General features: G+C 74.6%; 16 protein-coding genes. 7 read left to right on the plus strand and 9 right to left on the minus strand.

The genetic code is table 11. From position 1 onward, the window contains the following. Positions 1 to 31: 31 nt before the first annotated feature. Entirely contained in the window at positions 32 to 1,219 is a 1,188-nt protein-coding gene (locus AC07FJ_RS26065; RefSeq protein WP_479051725.1) for an NAD(P)/FAD-dependent oxidoreductase, read from the minus strand. A 76-nt stretch (positions 1,220 to 1,295) separates the two neighbouring features. On the opposite strand from AC07FJ_RS26065, the gene AC07FJ_RS26070 reads away from it, so the two are divergent. Next, entirely contained in the window at positions 1,296 to 1,718 is a 423-nt protein-coding gene (locus AC07FJ_RS26070; RefSeq protein WP_361420254.1) for a secondary thiamine-phosphate synthase enzyme YjbQ, read from the plus strand. Between the two features lie 60 nt (positions 1,719 to 1,778). Here AC07FJ_RS26070 and AC07FJ_RS26075 read toward each other — a convergent pair whose 3' ends face one another. Together AC07FJ_RS26075 and AC07FJ_RS26080 are read right to left on the minus strand one after the other, a co-directional pair. After that, complete coding sequence (locus tag AC07FJ_RS26075) at positions 1,779 to 2,756, minus strand: 2-hydroxyacid dehydrogenase (protein WP_479051726.1); 978 nt, start codon at positions 2,754 to 2,756, stop codon at positions 1,779 to 1,781. After that, positions 2,744 to 3,916 carry a lactate 2-monooxygenase gene (locus AC07FJ_RS26080; RefSeq protein ID WP_479051727.1) on the minus strand — a complete coding sequence of 391 codons (1,173 nt, stop codon included), beginning with the start codon at positions 3,914 to 3,916 and terminating at the stop codon, positions 2,744 to 2,746. The genes AC07FJ_RS26075 and AC07FJ_RS26080 overlap by 13 nt, the downstream gene beginning before the upstream one ends. Before the next feature lie 203 nt (positions 3,917 to 4,119). Between AC07FJ_RS26080 and AC07FJ_RS26085 the strand changes: the two genes are divergently transcribed. Continuing rightward, a complete protein-coding gene (locus AC07FJ_RS26085) occupies positions 4,120 to 5,406 on the plus strand; it encodes an ATP-binding protein (protein ID WP_361420243.1) in 1,287 nt (428 codons plus the stop codon). Positions 5,407 to 5,456: 50 nt separating this feature from the next. Here AC07FJ_RS26085 and AC07FJ_RS26090 read toward each other — a convergent pair whose 3' ends face one another. From AC07FJ_RS26090 to AC07FJ_RS26105, 4 genes are all read right to left on the minus strand, one after another. After that, the gene (locus AC07FJ_RS26090) at positions 5,457 to 6,050 is read right to left on the minus strand and encodes a DinB family protein (protein WP_479051728.1); all 594 of its coding nucleotides are present in this window, start codon (positions 6,048 to 6,050) and stop codon (positions 5,457 to 5,459) included. A 66-nt stretch (positions 6,051 to 6,116) separates the two neighbouring features. Then, positions 6,117 to 6,866, minus strand: coding sequence for an HAD family hydrolase (locus tag AC07FJ_RS26095; RefSeq protein WP_479051729.1), 750 nt, complete (start codon positions 6,864 to 6,866; stop codon positions 6,117 to 6,119). Continuing rightward, entirely contained in the window at positions 6,863 to 7,348 is a 486-nt protein-coding gene (locus AC07FJ_RS26100) for an Lrp/AsnC family transcriptional regulator (protein WP_361420231.1), read from the minus strand. Before AC07FJ_RS26100 ends, AC07FJ_RS26095 begins: the two co-directional genes overlap by 4 nt. Positions 7,349 to 7,394: 46 nt before the next feature. Continuing rightward, positions 7,395 to 7,805, minus strand: a complete 411-nt coding sequence (locus tag AC07FJ_RS26105; protein WP_479051730.1) for a four-helix bundle copper-binding protein — start codon at positions 7,803 to 7,805, stop codon at positions 7,395 to 7,397. A gap of 178 nt (positions 7,806 to 7,983) precedes the next feature. On the opposite strand from AC07FJ_RS26105, the gene AC07FJ_RS26110 reads away from it, so the two are divergent. Continuing rightward, complete coding sequence (locus AC07FJ_RS26110) at positions 7,984 to 9,396, plus strand: RtcB family protein (RefSeq protein WP_479051731.1); 1,413 nt, start codon at positions 7,984 to 7,986, stop codon at positions 9,394 to 9,396. Between the two features lie 51 nt (positions 9,397 to 9,447). Here the strand turns inward: AC07FJ_RS26110 and AC07FJ_RS26115 are convergent, their stop codons facing one another. Continuing rightward, positions 9,448 to 9,924 (minus strand): archease, encoded by a 477-nt coding sequence (locus tag AC07FJ_RS26115; RefSeq protein WP_361420223.1) that lies wholly within the window; start codon positions 9,922 to 9,924, stop codon positions 9,448 to 9,450. A gap of 126 nt (positions 9,925 to 10,050) precedes the next feature. Here AC07FJ_RS26115 and AC07FJ_RS26120 point away from each other — a divergent pair, with 126 nt between their 5' ends. From AC07FJ_RS26120 to AC07FJ_RS26135, 4 genes are all read left to right on the plus strand, one after another. Further along, positions 10,051 to 11,181, plus strand: a complete 1,131-nt coding sequence (locus AC07FJ_RS26120) for a site-2 protease family protein (RefSeq protein WP_479051732.1) — start codon at positions 10,051 to 10,053, stop codon at positions 11,179 to 11,181. 161 nt (positions 11,182 to 11,342) lie between these two features. Further along, positions 11,343 to 11,726: a hypothetical protein gene (locus AC07FJ_RS26125; protein WP_479051733.1), complete on the plus strand. Its 384-nt coding sequence runs from the start codon at positions 11,343 to 11,345 to the stop codon at positions 11,724 to 11,726. Between the two features lie 204 nt (positions 11,727 to 11,930). Further along, positions 11,931 to 13,499 (plus strand): FUSC family protein, encoded by a 1,569-nt coding sequence (locus AC07FJ_RS26130; RefSeq protein ID WP_479051843.1) that lies wholly within the window; start codon positions 11,931 to 11,933, stop codon positions 13,497 to 13,499. A 187-nt stretch (positions 13,500 to 13,686) separates the two neighbouring features. Continuing rightward, on the plus strand, positions 13,687 to 14,697 hold the full coding sequence (locus tag AC07FJ_RS26135; RefSeq protein ID WP_479051844.1) for a lactonase family protein: 1,011 nt from the start codon (positions 13,687 to 13,689) through the stop codon (positions 14,695 to 14,697). A 132-nt stretch (positions 14,698 to 14,829) separates the two neighbouring features. Here AC07FJ_RS26135 and AC07FJ_RS26140 read toward each other — a convergent pair whose 3' ends face one another. Then, positions 14,830 to 15,750, minus strand: coding sequence for a sirohydrochlorin chelatase (locus AC07FJ_RS26140; RefSeq protein WP_361420214.1), 921 nt, complete (start codon positions 15,748 to 15,750; stop codon positions 14,830 to 14,832). Between the last annotated feature and the right edge of the window lie 57 nt (positions 15,751 to 15,807).

The raw sequence follows: 15,807 nt of genomic DNA on the forward strand, positions 1-15,807 counted from the left end.
GGGAGACGTGCGCATCTTCCCCTCCACCGGGTCAGATGATGTGCGCCTCCGCGCGGGCCCCGGACGCGGTGCCGTCGAAGCGGTCGGCGGCGAGCGGAGCGACATCGACGAACGGCGTCCTGCCGAGGTACAGGTCCCGCACCACCTCCCCGACCGCCGGCGCCATCAGGAAGCCGTGCCCGGAGAACCCCGTCGCGTACAGGAACCGGCTGACGCCGCGCGCCTCACCGATCAGCGCGTCACGGTCGGGCGTCATCTCGTACAGGCCCGCCCAGCCGCCGCGTACCGGCACGTCCGCGAGCGCGGGGGCGCGCCGGGCGGCGGCCTCCCGGAAGAGGCCGAGCCACTCCTCGCTGAACTCCCGACCGAAGCCGGGCTCCTGACGGGGATCGGCCAGCCCGAGTACGAGACCGCCCGCGCCGTCGCCGTGGAAGTACAGCGTGGAACCGTAGTCCAGGGTGAACGGCACCCGCGGCGGCGCCGGGTCCAGCGGCCCGGTGAGGGCGATCTGCCGGCGCAGCGGCGTGACCGGCAGCTCCACCCCCGCCATCGCGCCCACCTCCCCGGACCAGGCGCCGGCCGCGCAGACCACCGCCCCGGTACGCACGGTCCCGGCGCTGGTGCGCACCGCGCGGACCGCTCCGCCGGAGGTCTCGATCCCGGTGACGGCGCACCGGCTCCGTACGGTCGCGCCGAGCGACGCGGCGGCCCGCAGGTAACCGCGGACGGCGGCACCGGGCAGCGCGTACCCGTCGGCGGGGGAGTGGGCGGCGGCCACGAACGACGACGGATCGACGTACGGGCACAGCCCGTGCGCCTCGCGCGGGCTCAGCAGCCGGCTCGGCACGCCGTACGCGTGCTGCACCTCCATCGCCCGCCGGAAGGTCGAAACCTCGGCCTCGTCGGCCAGCAGGAACAGATAGCCGACGCTCTCCAGCCCCACCTCCGCCCCGGGCCGCTCCCCGAACGCCCGCCACGCCGCGAGGCTGCGCTGCCCCAGCCGTACGTTCAGCGGATCGGAGAACTGCGCGCGCACCCCGCCGATCGGCTTCCCGGACGACCCGGACCCCGGCGCGTCCCGCTCCACGAGCAGCACCCGCCCGACCCCCGCCTCCGCGAGGTGGAACGCGACGCTCGCCCCGATGACCCCACCCCCGACCACCACGACATCGGCGGCCTCCGGCAGCGCCCCCTCGGCTGACACCCCGTCGATCTCCATACCCCCATGGTGGCGACTGACGACTCGTCACGTCGACGGCACCGCTCGGCGTGCCGCGCGGTGACACCATGGACGCATGAGCGACGCATTCACCACCCGTACGCTGCGGATCACCACCGGCCCCAAGGAGACGGTCCACGACCTGACCGGCGACTGCGCGTCCTTCCTGCGGGAGGTCGCGGCGGGCCGGGACGGCCTGCTGAACGTCTTCACACCGCACGCCACCACCGGCGTGGCCATCCTGGAGACCGGCTCCGGCAGCGACCACGACCTCCTGGCCGCCCTCCACACCCTCCTCCCGGCCGACGACCGCTGGCAACACCGCCACGGCAGCCCCGGCCACGGCCGCGACCACGTCCTCCCCGCCCTGGTGCCCCCGCACGCGACGATCCCGGTCATCGACGGCGAGATGGCGCTGGGCACCTGGCAGTCGGTGTGCGTGGTCGACACGAACAAGGACAACCCGGACCGGCAGGTGCGGCTGAGTTTCCTGGGCTGAGCAGGGGACGAGCAAGAGCTGCTCAGATGCCGTGCTTCGTCGCGGCGCCGTGAACCGGCCTCACGACACCACATCCCGCGGCGCCTTCCCCGCCACGTAGGCGGTGACGTTCTCGACCGCGGCCAGGGCGATGCGGACCAGCGTCTCGCGCGTGACGCCGCCCACGTGCGGGGAGAGCACCACGTTCGGGGCCTTCAACAGCCGCAGGGTCGACGGCGGCGGCTCCGGGTCGAAGACGTCGAGGCCCGCGCCGGCGAGGGTGCCGGATGCGAGGGCGTCCGCGAGGGCCTCCTGGTCGATGAGGGCGCCGCGGGCGGTGTTGACGACGAAGGCGGTCGGCCTGAGGAGGGCCAGGCGGTCGGCGTCGAGGAGATGGCGGGTCGCGTCGGTGAGCGGGGCGTGGAGCGTGACGTAGTCGGAGGCGCGCAGCAGCTCGTCGAGGTCCGTGTGGCGGGCGCCGCCCGCGCGGGACTCCGCCTCCGGGGTGGCGCGCCGCGGGCCGGCGTACAGGACGCGCATGTCGAACGCGGCCGCGCGGCGGGCGACTTCCGTGCCGATGCGGCCGAGGCCGATGATGCCGAGGGTCTTGCCGGACAGTTCCGTGAGGGAGCGCTGGAGGCGCGGCAGCGCCCAGTCGCCGTCGACGAGGGCGGTGTGGGCGGGGATCAGCTGCTTGGCGAGGGCCAGCATGAGAGCGAAGGTCTGCTCGGCGACGTTCTGCTTCTCCGCGGCGCTGGAGCCGATCGTGCACACGGTGACGGCGCGCGCCCGGGCGGCTGCCACGTCGACGTAGTCGTAGCCGTGGCTGGCGCACTGGACCAGCTCCAGGCGCGGCGCGGCCGCCAGGTGGCCGGCGGTGACCGGGGCGAGGGCGGTGATCAGGACGTCGGCCTCACGCAGCGCGACCGGGTCCTCGTCGGCCGTCTCGACGACGGTGACGCGGGCCTCGCCCGGGAACAGCCCGGCGAGCGCGGCACCGGCGGTGCGGCCGCCGACGTGGGACGGGACGACGGCAAGGACGTTCTTCACGGTGTCCACTCCTCGAAGAGGTCGTCGGGGCCCGGCGTGGTGGGCGTGGAGTGCCCGGACAGCGCCAGGGTCAGGTCCAGCTCGGCGAGCAGGCAGCGGATGACGTGCTCGACGCCCGCCTGGCCGTCGAGACCGAGCCCGTACGCGTACGGTCGCCCCACCAGCACCGCCCGGGCGCCCAGGGCGAGCGCCTTGAAGATGTCGTCGCCCGTGCGGACGCCGCTGTCGAACAGCACGGTCAGCCGGTCGCCGACCGCCTCCGCCACGCGCGGCAGGGCGTCGGCGGCGGCGACGGAGCCGGCCACCTGGCGGCCGCCGTGGTTGGACACGACCACTCCGTCCACGCCCGCGCCGGCGGCGCGCCGGGCGTCGTCCGGGTGCAGGATGCCCTTGAGCACGATCGGCCCGTCCCAGTTCTCCCGCAGGAACGCCAGGTCCGGCCAGGTCTTGGCGGGGTCGGCGAACATGCTCACGAAGTGCAGGACGGCGGCGTTCGGGTCTTCGTGCACCGGCTTGGCGAGACCGGCGAGGAACGCCGGATCGGTGAAGTAGTTGGCGGTCCCCACGCCGTGCAGGAACGGCAGGTACGCCTGGTCCAGGTCGCGCGGCCGCCACGCCAGCAGCGGGGTGTCCAGCGTGACGAACAGCGCGCTGAAGCCCGCGGCCTTCGCCCGGTCCAGGAAGGAGCGGGCGACTTCCCGGTCCTTGGGCCAGTACAGCTGGAACCACCGCTCCGCGTCGCCCATCGCCTCGGCGACCTGCTCCATCGGCGTGCTGGAGGCGGACGACAGGATGTACGGAACGCCGTGCGCGGCGGCCGCGCGGGCGGCGGCCGGCTCCGCGTCCGGATGCAGGATCGACAGGACGCCCACGGGCGCGAGCGCCAGCGGCACGGGCAGCGTACGGCCGAGGAGCCCGACGGACAGGTCCCGCTCGTGCACGTCGCGCAGCATGCGCGGCACGATCCGCCGGCGCTCCAGCGCCGCCCGGTTGGCGGCCGCGGTGCTGCCGTTGCCCGCGCTGCCGGCCACGTAACCGACCGGGCCGGGCCCGAGACGCCGCTCGGTGAGCTCCTCGAGGCGGGTGAGGTCGGTGGGCAGGCGCGGCACGGCGCCCTTCATGCCGTTCAGGTAGATCTCGTACTGGAAGTCCGCCCAGTGTTTCCCCATGCGCGCGTTCCACCCCTTCGCCCCGGCACCGTGTGTCCCCCGGATCCTCGCGAGTCGCGGCCCGCCGCGTCCACCACCTCGACGGAGTCCGTCCACCGACACGGCGGCGTACTCGGCGCCGCGCGCTTGTGCAGACCGGCACAGGAGCGGGTCCGCCCGCGCCCCCTAGCCTCGCCGGAACATCACGAACGAGGGGGTACCGCGTGAACTGGCTCATCCACGACTACCGAGAGAGCGACCTCGCGGCGGTCGTCCACCTGATCGACACCACGGCCGAGCTCGGCCAGGAGTCCGTGTTCTCGCTCGCCGAGTGCATCGGCGCGCTGACCTCCCGCCAGCCGGCCGTCGTCGCCGTCCACCAGGGCGTGCCCATCGGCGCGGCGCTCGCCTGCGTGGCGGGGGAGCGCGCCTGGGTGATGCGGATCGCCATCGCGTCGGCCTGGCGCGGCCGGGGCCTGGCGAGCGCCCTCCTGGTCGAGCTGGAGCGGCGGCTCCTCGCCGCCCGGGTCGGCCGGATCGCCTACGTCCTGCCCGAGGAGGACCTCTTCGGCGAGGGCCTGATCAACGCCGGCTACACCCGGCGCCCGGCCGTCGCGTACTTCGAGAAGGTCGAGCCGCTGCACGGCCCCGCCGCCAACCTCCTGGAGGACCTGGGCGGGCGGTTCCTGCCCGCCGACCTGTGGGCCAAGGTGGCCGGCATGGAGCCGGAGAAGGACCTCATCGAGCGGCGCGTCGTGCTGCCGCTCGCCGAGCCGGAGCGCGCCGCCCGCCACGGGGTGCAACCGCCGCGCGCCATCGCCCTCTTCGGACCGCCGGGAACGGGCAAGACCACCTTCGCCCGGGGCATCGCCTCCCGGCTGGGCTGGCCCTTCGTGGAGCTGCTGCCGTCCCGGCTGGCCGACGAGGGCAACCTGGCGGCGGCGCTGCGCAGCGCGTTCGCCCGCATCTCCGAGCTGGAACGGGTGCTCGTGTTCATCGACGAGGTCGAGGAGATCGCACCCGTACGCACCGAGCCCGCGCAGCCCGGCGGGATGCACGGCGTGACCAACGAGCTGCTGAAGCTGATCCCCCGCTTCCGGGAGGGCGACGAGCGGCTGCTGGTCTGCGCGACCAACTCCATCCGCTCGCTGGACCCGGCGTTCCTGCGCCCGGGCCGCTTCGACTACCTGATCCCGATCGGTACGCCGGACAAGGAGGCGCGCACGGCGATCTGGTCGCGCTACACGCACGGCCGGGCCGACGTCGACGTGTCCGTCCTGGTGGCGGCGAGCGAGCTGTTCACGCCCGCCGACATCGAACACGCGGCGCGGATCGCGGCCCAGGCCGCCTTCGAGCGGGACCTGCGCGGCGGCGCCGGCCAGGACCACGACCAGGCGCCGGGCGCGAGCACCGAGGACTACCTGGAGGCCATCGCCCAGTGCCGGCCCACGGTGACGCCCGCGATGATCGACCAGTTCCGCGCGGACATCACCTCCCACGCCCGGTTCTGACCGCGCGTACGGGAGCGCGCGGGGAGGCGGCGGACCGGGCCGGTGCGCCGTCACCCGGCCCGGTCTGCCTCCCGCGCCGTGCGCTCCAGCCGGCCCCGGTACTCCTCCCACCACGCCGCGTCACCCGGTGCCATGCTGTCGTTGCCCTGCTTCACCCCCACGGCGCCGTCCAGGAGTTCGCGGAGGATGTCGGCGTGCCCGGCGTGCCGGTGCGTATCGGCCAGCACGCGCACCACGGCCTGATGCAGCGTCACCTCGTCCCGGTCGTCGGGCCACCACGGAACCCGGCCCACCGTGTCGAGCGGCAGCGCGTCGATCGTGGCGTCAGCGTGCGCCCACGCCCGGCGGTAGAGGTCCACGATCCACGCGCGCGACTCGTCGGCGGTGGCCCACATGTCCCCGTTCGGCTCCGCGCCCTCCTCCAGCCAGGGCAGCGGCTCGCCCGACGGCCGCCCGAAGGTGTCGCCGAGGTAGCCCAGTTCCACGCCGGCCGCGTGCTTCACCAGGCCCAGGAGGTTGGTCCCGGTCGGCGTCAGAGGGCGGCGGACGTCGTACTCCGAGAGCCCTTCTAGCTTCCACAGCAAGGCGTCCCGTGCGGACTGGAGGGAGGAGCGGAGGTCGGTCTTGGCATCCGGTGCGGTCATGGGGGCCAGTCTGTCGTGCGCGTGATCTTTGTCCACCGCCTTTCCGGCCGCGCGCTGCCGCCGCGCTCACACCGTCTTCGTCGCGCCTCCGTCGACGACGTGGTCCGCCCCGTTGGCAGCGGCCCGGCCCTGGCCGCCCCGTACGAAGTCGTACGCCGCCCCCGCCGTGAACTCCCCCTGGCCGCCGCGCAGCAGCAGCCCCGCCGTCCGGAACGCCGGGTCGTCGGCCGTCGAGGGTACGTACGGAACGGCGATGCACCGCATCCCGGCCGCGTGGGCCGCCGCCGCGCCGGGTGGGGCGTCCTCGACGACCACGCAGTGCGCCGGCTCCACGCCCAGTCGGCGCGCCGCCTCCAGGAACACGTCCGGCGCGGGTTTGCCCCGCTCGACCTCCTCGGCGGAGACCAGCGTGGCGATGTACGCGCCCAGGCCCGTGCCGTCGAGCACCGCCTCGATCGCGGCGCGCGAGGAGCCGGACGCCACGGCCATCGGGACACCCTCCCGGTGCAGGAGCTCCACGAACGCGCGCATCCGCGGGAACACCCCGGTCGCCGCGCGCGCCAGCTCCAGGTAATGGCGGTTCTTGGCGGCCAGCAGCTCGTCGACCGGCGCCTGGAGCCCGTACTCCTCCTTGAGGATCTCCAGCGTCTCGCGCGTCCCGATGCCGATGAAGTCGGTGTGGCGCTCCCAGGTGAAGCCGGTGACGCCGTGGCTCTCCAGCAGCCGGCGCCCGGCCTCGTAGTAGTTCGGCTCGCTGTCCACCAGCGTGCCGTCGAGGTCGAAGAGGACCGCCGTGCGGAAGGAGGAGGCGTTCACGGGCGCTGCGGGCGCGAGGCCCGTCCCACCGCCTCCACCAGGGGCAGCAGCCGGTGCGGCACGCGCTCGCGCAGCGCCATCTCCGTCCGCGTACGCACCACGCCCGGGATCTGGATCAGCCGCTGGATGACGTCCTCCAGATGGCCGTTGTCCCGGGCCACGACACGCGTCAGCAGGTCCCCGCCGCCGGTGATCGAGAACGCCTCCACGATCTCGGGGACGGCGGCGAGCTCCTCGCCGACCTCGTCCAGATATCCCTGCGTCACCTCGATGTGCACGAACGCCAGCACCGGATGCCCCAGCGCGGCGGGGGAGAGGACCGGACCGGTGCCGGTGATCACCCCGTCGCGCTCCATCCGGTCCAGGCGCGCCTGGAGCGTGCCGCGCGCGATGCCCAGGATCCGGGCGTACTCGCGCACACTCGTGCGCGGCTGTTCGATCAGCAGCCGCAGAATCCGGGTGTCGAGTTCGTCCACTGCCACGGAACGTGACAGTACCCCGTTCCCGCGGGTGGGCAGGGCGTGTGCCTCAGCCGAGGCTCGCCAGCAGCTCGTTGCACGCCTGCTCGCACCGCCGGCACGCCTCCGCGCAGACCCGGCAGTGCTCGTGCATGTCGGCGTGGCTCTCGCACTCGTCCGCGCACGCCTTGCACACGGTGGCGCACGCCCGCACGACCGCGCGCGTGATGTTGGCGTCGTACCCGGTGTGCCGGGAGAGCACCGACGCGGTGGTGTTGCACATGTCGGCGCAGTCCATGTCGGTACGGATGCACTTGGTCAGGTCGCCGACCATGCCCTCGGACAGGCAGGCGTCGGCGCAGGCCGTACACGCCTGGGCACAGGCGATGCACTCCTCGATGCACCTGACCATGGCCTCGCGGTCCACGCCGCCGAGGTCGGCCGGGTACGTGTTCAGCATGTCCTTGACCGATGTGGTCATCTTCCTCGCCTCCTCTGTTGCGTCACGTCTGTTGCGTCACGCTGACGGGTGCACCGGCGGCCCCCGGCCAAACAACCACCGGCACCCCGAGGTGACGGTTCGGCATGACAGGTCGGCGGGTGGGTACGCGGCGCGCGATGGTCGGAGGCCTCGGGAGGCCGCGAGGGAGATCACCACCATGGAGATCACGGAGGAGCGTCCCTACCGCTTCCGCATCGCACCGCACCGCGACATGCGGGTCCCCGGGGTCGTGTTCGCGTCCCGGCGGCTGCTGCGGGACGCCGAGAAGTCACTGGAGCAGGTCGCCAACGTGGCGACCCTGCCGGGCATCGTCACCGCCTCGTACGCGATGCCGGACATCCACTGGGGCTACGGCTTCCCCATCGGCGGCGTCGCCGCGACCGACGTCGACGACGGCGGGGTGGTGTCACCCGGCGGCGTCGGCTTCGACATCTCGTGCGGGGTACGCCTCCTCGCCGCCGACTGCGACCGGCGCGCCCTGGCGCCCGTACTGGCGCGGCTCATGGACGGCCTGGGACGGGCGGCCCCCCACGGCCCCGGGCGGGGTGCGGTCTGGCACCTCGGCGGGACCGGGCAGCTGCGGCGGGTACTGGAGGGCGGCTCGCGGTACGCCGTCGAGGAGGGCCACGGCGAGGAGCGGGACCTGCTGCGCTGCGAGGACGCCGGGGCGGTCCCCGACGCGGACGTCGGCGAGGTCAGCGAGCGGGCGATGCAGCGCGGCCTCGAGCAGGTCGGCAGCCTGGGCGGGGGCAACCACTTCCTGGAGGTCCAGGCGGTCGACGAGGTGTACGACGAGCCGGTCGCCCGCGCCTTCGGCCTCGCCCTCGGGCAGGTGTGCGTGATGATCCACTGCGGCTCCCGCGGGCTGGGGCACCAGGTGTGCAGCGACCACGTGCGGACGATGGACAAGGCGATGGCGCGCTACGGCATCACCGTGCCCGACCGGCAGCTCGCGTGCGCCCCGGTCGACTCACCGGTGGGGAAGTCCTACCTCGGGGCGATGGCCGCGGCCGCCAACTACGGGCGCGCGAACCGCCACATGCTCGGCGAGGCGGCGCGCCGCGTCTTCCGCAGCACGGCCGGGGCCCGGCTGAGCCTGGTGTACGACGTGTCCCACAACCTCGCCAAGATCGAGCGCCACGCGCTGGACGGCGGGACCCGCACCCTCTGCGTCCACCGCAAGGGCGCCACCCTCGCCCTCCCGCCCGGCCACCCGGACCTCCCCGAGGACCTGCGCGCCGCCGGTCAGCCCGTCCTCATCCCCGGCACCATGGGCACCGCGTCGTACGTCCTGACCGGTGTGCCGGGCGGCGACGCGTTCCACTCCACCTGCCACGGCGCCGGCCGGGTGCTGAGCCGCCACGCGGCCCTGCGCGCGGTACGCGGTGAGGAGCTGCGCGCCCGCCTGGAGTCGCGGGGCATCGCGGTGCGCGGGGCCTCCTGGCGCGGCCTGGCCGAGGAGGCACCGGAGGCGTACAAGGACGTCTCGGAGGTGGTCGAGGCGAGCGAGGGCGCGGGCCTGTGCCGCAAGGTGGTGCGCCTGGTGCCGCTGGGGGTGGTGAAGGGCTGACGCCGCGCCCCCGGCCCGTGCCCCGTCACGGCGCCCCGGGCCCCCGGACGGTCAGACGTCGACGGTCGCCGCGCACGTCCAGCCGTACGGGCCCGGGGCGAGGTGGAGGTCGCTCCAGGAGACGGCCTTCGGAGCCGCGCCGATGACCGGGACCCGGGAGAGCTCCGCGACCGCGAGCCGGACGTCCAGCCCGCCGTCCGTCATCTCCGCCTCGACGTCCACGGGCACCTCCCCGTGCACCTCCAGCCGGAAGATGACCTCGTCGAGCAGCGCGGCGAGCAGATCGTCGTCGTCGGTCTCGTCGAACCGCACCCGCCGCACCGCCGTCGGGCGGACGCCGCCGAGGTCGGCGAAGCACTCCACCATCCCCAGCACCGCCTCGGCCAGGCACAGCTCCCGGGACGAACCCCACGCCTCGATCCGTACGTCCGCCGTGTGCGGAACCGTCCGGTGCCCGCTCTCGCCCGACCGCCGCCCGGACGCCTGCTCGTCGCCGTTCGTGTCGTCATCATCCGCGTCGCCGATCATGACGAGCACTTGCCCTCAATGAACCGGACATATGCCGCCATTCCCCCTCCGGGGAGGACAATGAAGCAGGGCGCCGCGCCGCTCGGCCGGACGCCCGGCCTGCGGTTCCCTGGGAGACGAGTGACGATGAAGGGCTCACTCCGTGTCGGACGGGTGTGCGGTGTACCGCTGCGGATGCACTGGAGCGTCCCGCTGCTCGCGGTCCTCTTCGCGTACGGACTGGGGCGCCGGACCCTGCCCGACTGGGCTCCCGGGCACCCGGACGCGGTCTACACCGTCGCCAGCGCCGTAGGGGCGCTGCTGCTCATGGGCAGCGTGCTGCTCCACGAAGCCGCGCACGCCGCGGTGGCGCGGTGGAAGCGGATCTCCGTGGACGACGTGACCCTCTGGGCGCTGGGCGGTGTCACCCGGATGGACAGTCCGAAGACGGCCGTGGCGGCGTTCGCGGTCGCGGTCAGCGGGCCGCTCGCCAGCCTGGCCGTCGGCGGAGCCGCGCTCGGCGCGGGCGTCGCACTGCACGGGCTGACCGGCTGGCCCGTGCCCGCCGCCGTCCTGGTGTGGCTCGGCTGGATGAACCTGCTGCTGGGCGTGTTCAACCTGCTGCCCGCCGCCCCGCTCGACGGCGGCCGGGTGGTGCAGGCGGCGCTGTGGTGGCGCACCGGCGACCGGGACCGCGCCGAACGGGCGGCCGGCCGCAGCGGCCAGGTCATGGGCGTGCTGCTCATGATCCTGGGGTGGTTCTCCGTGCTGCGCGGGATGACCGGCGGCCTGTGGCTCATCGTGATCGGCCTGTTCATCACCGTCGTCGCCGGTGCGGAACGGCAGCGTGCCGTCTTCCGTACGGTCCTGCGCGGCGTACGGATGGCCGACGCCATGTCCGCCCCGGTGGTCACCGGCGCCTACTGGCTGACCGTGCGGGCCTTCATCGACGAGGTGGCGGCCGGGTGCGGCCACTCCGTCGTGCCGCTGGTCGACTTCGAGGGCCGCCCCAGCGGGGTCGTGGAGGTCGCCCGGCTGGCCGCGGTGCCGGAGGCGCGCAGGGACGAGCTGCGCGTGCGGGACGTGGCCACTCCGCTGTCGCGCTGCGCGCTCGCCGCCCCGGACGATCCGCTGGCCGAATCCCTCGACAAACTCCGCCCGGGTGCCGGAGGGCGCTTCCTCGTCGTGGACGGAGAACGCCTGGTCGGGATCGTGACGGCGAAGGACATCGCGCGGCTGATGCGGCGGCACAGCTTGCGCGGCCCCCGGACCGAGTGAGCGGACGGCTGCTGGAGCGGACGGCCCGGTTGAACGCGCGGCCGGCTGCGCGGAAGGCCGGTTGAACGCGGCGCACGGCTGGAAAGAGCGTTGCCCTGGAGGCGGCCGTCCGCTGCGCTGAGGGGGTCGGCGACATGCGGGGGCGGAGCGAGGAGGGCGTGATGCCCGCGAGGCACTCGGAACGTGACGGGTCCGGGCCCTGGACGGCGTACCCCACGCCGGTGGTGTGCGCGTCCGTCTCCCTCGGATCGGCCGGGCTCCTGCCCGTGCTCGGCGCCGTGCGGTGGCTGCACCACCCGGTGCCCGCCCTCGCCGCGTACTGCGTGCTCACGGCCCTGGTGAGTCTGCGCGCGAGTCTGCGCGCGGTTCCGTTCGCCGCGGTCGTGGCGTGGATGGTGTACGACGGCTTCGTCATCCACGAGCAGGGCGAGCTCACCTGGGACGGCTCCGTCGACGCGTACCGCCTGGGGCTGCTCGCCGCGTCCTCGCTGCTCGGAACGGTGGTGGCAGCGCTGGGCCGCGCCTGCGGAACGCCTCGCGCGTGACGGGCCGCCCGCGCCGCCGGTAATGGCCATTGGCTCCCCGTTGGCGCACGCTCCTCCGGTCTCACTGGGCCATTGGCTCAGTGAAGGAAGGGCCACTTGAGCCAACGGGCGAGACAGTGTTGTGATGGACCCATCGATGGCGCTGCGGACTCCGCGGCGCCTTTTTCATGCCATGTCATGTACGTGAAGGAGGGCCGGGAAACCGTGCTGAAGAAGGTGTTCGTGGCTCCGGACCCCGGGCGACTGCGGCTGCGCAGCGCCACGCGGGCCGTCCTCGGCATCGCGTTGGCGGTGGGCGTGTGCGGGACGGCCGGCCACTCGTTGGTCGCCGCCATCACCGGCGGCCTCGCGGCGTTGCTCGCCCTCTTCACCGTGACGGACCCGACGGTGCGCGGCCAGGCGGTCACGACCGCGCTGCTGCCCGTCGTCGGGCTCCCGGTCCTGGCCCTGGCCGCCGTGCTGCACGACCAGCCGCTCGCGCGTGACCTGGCGTTCCTCGCCATCGTGGGGGCGGGCGTGTACGCCCGGCGCTGGGGGCCGCGCGGCCACTCGCTCGGCGTGTTCGCCTTCATGGCCTTCTTCGTGACCCAGTTCCTCGGCACGGTGCCCGGGCAGCTGCCCGAGCTGTACGCCGCCGTCCTGCTGTCGCTGCTCGCCTCCTCGGCCGTACGGTTCGGCCTGTGGTGCTACGAGCGGCGGTTCGCGCCGCCCGCCGCCGTACCGACGCCGTTCGACGGCGGGCGGTGGCTGGGCCGGGCGACCACCCGGCAGGCGGTGCAGGCGACGGTCGCGGCCGGGTTCGCCCTGGTCGTGGGCCAGGTGCTGTCGCACGAGCGCTGGTACTGGGCGGTGGGCGCCGCCTGGTGGATCTTCGTCAACACGACGTCGCGCGGCGAGACGCTGGTACGGGGCTTCCGCCGGGTCCTCGGCACGGTGATCGGCATTGGCGCCGGCCTGCTCGTCGCCGTCCCGCTGCACGGTGAACCCGTGGCCACCGCCGCCCTGATCGGGCTCTGCGTCTTCGGCATCTTCTACACGGCGGCGGTCTCGTACACCTGGATGATGCTCGCCGTGACCGTGATGGCGAGCCTGCTGTACGGGGTGCTCGGCGTGCTGGACACCGGCCTGCTGGCCCTGCGGCTCGTGGAGACCGGCGTGGGGCTGGCCGGCGCGGCGCTGGCCGTGCTCTTCGTGCTGCCCATCACCACGCACGCGACGACGGACGCCTGGATCGCCCATGCCCTGCGCTGCGTCCACGGCTGCACCACCTCGGCCGCGCGGCGCCTCGCGGGCGACCCGGACGCGGACCCCGCGCCGCTCGCCGCCGAACTGGAGGTGCTGCTCGGGCGGGCCCGGCTCTCCCTGGCGCCGCTCGTGCACCCGCTGAGCCCGCTGCGCGCCCGCAAGGCCCGTGCCCGCCGGGTCCTGGCCCTGCTGGACGACTGCGCCCGCGAGGTGCGCGGCCTCACGTCGGTCGCGGCGGACCCGGAGGCCTCGCACGACGCGCGGCTCGCCGCCGCGTGCTGGCGCGTGGAGATCGCCCTCCAGGCGCTGGTGGTGCCCGCACCGGGCGCCGAGCGGTCCGAGCAGGCCGAGCGCGCCGAGCAGGCGGCCCCGGAGGCGGCGCCCGCCGCCGCGTCGGCCGCGCACCACCACCCCGTCACCGAGGCCGCGCTGCAGCACCTCCACGGGCTGGAGCGGGTCCTGGTCGACCTGGCCGTGCCGCTGCGCTCCTCGCCGCGCTCGTCGGCCGCGTTCCAGACCCTGTCCTGACCGGAGCGCCCACCGATTGGTCTGGACCTGCTAGCGTCGCCATGCCGGGTGGTCGGCCCGGGGGAGAGGGGCGGCGCGCGTGCGGTACGCAGAGGAGCAGGACCGAGAACGGGGCCGGGGTCAGGGCGGAGGCGGGAGCCAGGGCGGAGGCGGGGACCGAGGCCGGGACCGGGGCCGGAGGGCCTTCATCGGGTCGTTCACCTCGACCGGAGGCCGTGGCGTCGTCGCGGCAGACCTCGACCCCGAGACGGGGGCGCTGACCGTCACCGGAGCCACGGACGAGCTCCCGGACCCCTCCTTCCTGGCCGCCGCGCCCGGCGGCGCCCTGCTCTACGCCGTGTCCGAGACCCCGGACGGCGCCGTCGCCGCCTTCGACGTCACCGGGGCCGCCCCCCGCCTCATCGGCGCACCCGCCCGGGTGCGCGGCGCAGGCCCCACACACCTGGCGCTCGCCGCCGGGCACGTGCTGACCGCCAACTACTCCGACGGCAGCGTCAGCGCCCTGCCCCTCGGGGCCGGAGGCGTACCGGACGCCGCCACCGGCGTCGTACACCGGCACCACGGCTCCGGCCCACACCCGGAGCGGCAGGCCGGCCCGCACGCCCACCAGGTGGTGTCCGCGCCCGACGGCCGGTGGGTGCTCGCCGTGGACCTCGGCACCGACTCCGTCCACGTGTACGCACTCGCCGACGGCGCCCTCCTGCGGCTCGCCGAGACCTCCCTGGCCCCGGGCACCGGGCCCCGCCACCTGGCCTTCCATCCGGACGGCGGCCACGTCTACGTCCTCGGCGAGCTGGAGCCGACCCTGACCGTCTGCCGCTGGGACGGGCAGGCGGGCGTCCTCGAACCGGTCGGCGCGACCCCGGTCCTGCCCCCGGGTGCGTACACCCCCAGTCACCCGTCCGGGATCGCCGTCGCGCGCGACGGGCGCTTCGTGTGGGCAGCGGTGCGCGGCGACGACGGCATCGCCGTCCTCGCCCTCGACGAGACCCGCGAGAAGCCTGAGTTGGTCACCACGGTGCCCTGCGGCGGCCGCTGGCCCAGGGACCTGGCGCTCGACCCCGACGGGCGGCGGCTGTACGTGGCCAACGAGCGCTCCGGCGACGTGACCTGGTTCGACGTGGACCCGGAGACCGGCGTGCCGTACCGGGCGGGCGCCGTCGAGGTCCCGGCGGCCTCCTGCGTGGTCTTCACCTGACGTCCGGTGGTCTTCACCTGACGTCCGCCGGCCGCAGGGCGCGCGGAAGGGCCCGCACCGGATGACGTCATCATCGGGTGCGGGCCCTTCCGTTACGGTCCCTGCGGTCCTCGTACGGCCCGGGCGCGCGGGTCAGTGAACCGGGGCGCCCTGCGGCTGCGGGGCGAGGCCCAGCGCCGCCGAGTACTGCGACAGCACCAGCTTGCCGACCGCCGGGTACGCGCCCAGCGGCTCGGACACCGGGCAGTCCGCGGCCTGCGCGGCCTCCTCCAGCAGGCCCTGGCCCAGCTCCGGCCCGATCAGGTAGGGCGCGAGCGCGAGCTGCTGCGAACCGGAGCCGCGCAGCTGCTCGGCGACCGCGGCCACCGAACCCTCCTGGTCCAGCGCGGCGGCCATCACCGGGACGGCGAGCCGCGCGGCCAGCAGCATGCCGGTGATGCCGGCCGCCTGCACGGCCTCCTCGCCGCCGACCGTGGCCAGGACGATGCCGTCGGCCGCCGTGGCGACCGTGAACAGCCGTGCCCGGTCGGCACGGGCCAGCCCCGCCTCGGACAGCCGGACGTGCACGGCCTCCGCGAGCAGCGGGTGCGGGCCCAGCACATCGGTCAGATGGGCGGGCGCACCGCTGTTCGCGACCTCATCGCGTATCCGCGCCATCAGGGCGTGGTCCGGGCCCGCCAGCAGCGGCACCACGACGGCGGCCGGGCCCTCGGGCTCGGCGACCTCACGGCCGGCGGCCTGCGCCAGCTCGTACCGCTCGACGCGCAGCGCGGCGGCCTGCTTCACCACGGCCGCGAGCGTGGGGTACTCGGCGTCGTCGCCGTCCAGGAAACCGATCCCGGCCTCCAGGCCGGGCAGCTCGGAACGCGCGATGCTCACGACCTCCTCCGCCAGCCCGCGTACGGCGGCGGAAGGAGCGCCGGGAACGGCGAGAACGAGCGCGGGCGCGCCCTCGGGCGCCGCCACGGGTTCGGGGCGACGGTGCCGCCCGGACTGGCGGGGTCGCGGCATTCGTACAGGCAGGCCGGAAGCGGGCCCAGTGGGGGAGCTCATGTCGCCGCATGCTACTGGTTTTGGCTGCTCCCTCGCGTGGGGAGGGGGCGGTCGCGT

The organism is Streptomyces sp. NPDC045998 (genome assembly GCF_056430285.1).

What these genes read in the sequence shown, in the direction of transcription:
- AC07FJ_RS26065 (WP_479051725.1), bottom strand. Translation starts at nt 1,219, where the DNA reads ATGGAGATCGACGGGGTGTCAGCCGAGGGGGCGCTGCCGGAGGCCGCC.
- AC07FJ_RS26070 (WP_361420254.1), top strand. Translation starts at nt 1,296, where the DNA reads ATGAGCGACGCATTCACCACCCGTACGCTGCGGATCACCACCGGCCCC.
- AC07FJ_RS26080 (WP_479051727.1), bottom strand. Translation starts at nt 3,916, where the DNA reads ATGGGGAAACACTGGGCGGACTTCCAGTACGAGATCTACCTGAACGGC.
- AC07FJ_RS26090 (WP_479051728.1), bottom strand. Translation starts at nt 6,050, where the DNA reads ATGACCGCACCGGATGCCAAGACCGACCTCCGCTCCTCCCTCCAGTCC.
- AC07FJ_RS26105 (WP_479051730.1), bottom strand. Translation starts at nt 7,805, where the DNA reads ATGACCACATCGGTCAAGGACATGCTGAACACGTACCCGGCCGACCTC.
- AC07FJ_RS26110 (WP_479051731.1), top strand. Translation starts at nt 7,984, where the DNA reads ATGGAGATCACGGAGGAGCGTCCCTACCGCTTCCGCATCGCACCGCAC.
- AC07FJ_RS26115 (WP_361420223.1), bottom strand. Translation starts at nt 9,924, where the DNA reads ATGATCGGCGACGCGGATGATGACGACACGAACGGCGACGAGCAGGCG.
- AC07FJ_RS26120 (WP_479051732.1), top strand. Translation starts at nt 10,051, where the DNA reads ATGAAGGGCTCACTCCGTGTCGGACGGGTGTGCGGTGTACCGCTGCGG.
- AC07FJ_RS26125 (WP_479051733.1), top strand. Translation starts at nt 11,343, where the DNA reads ATGCCCGCGAGGCACTCGGAACGTGACGGGTCCGGGCCCTGGACGGCG.
- AC07FJ_RS26140 (WP_361420214.1), bottom strand. Translation starts at nt 15,750, where the DNA reads ATGAGCTCCCCCACTGGGCCCGCTTCCGGCCTGCCTGTACGAATGCCG.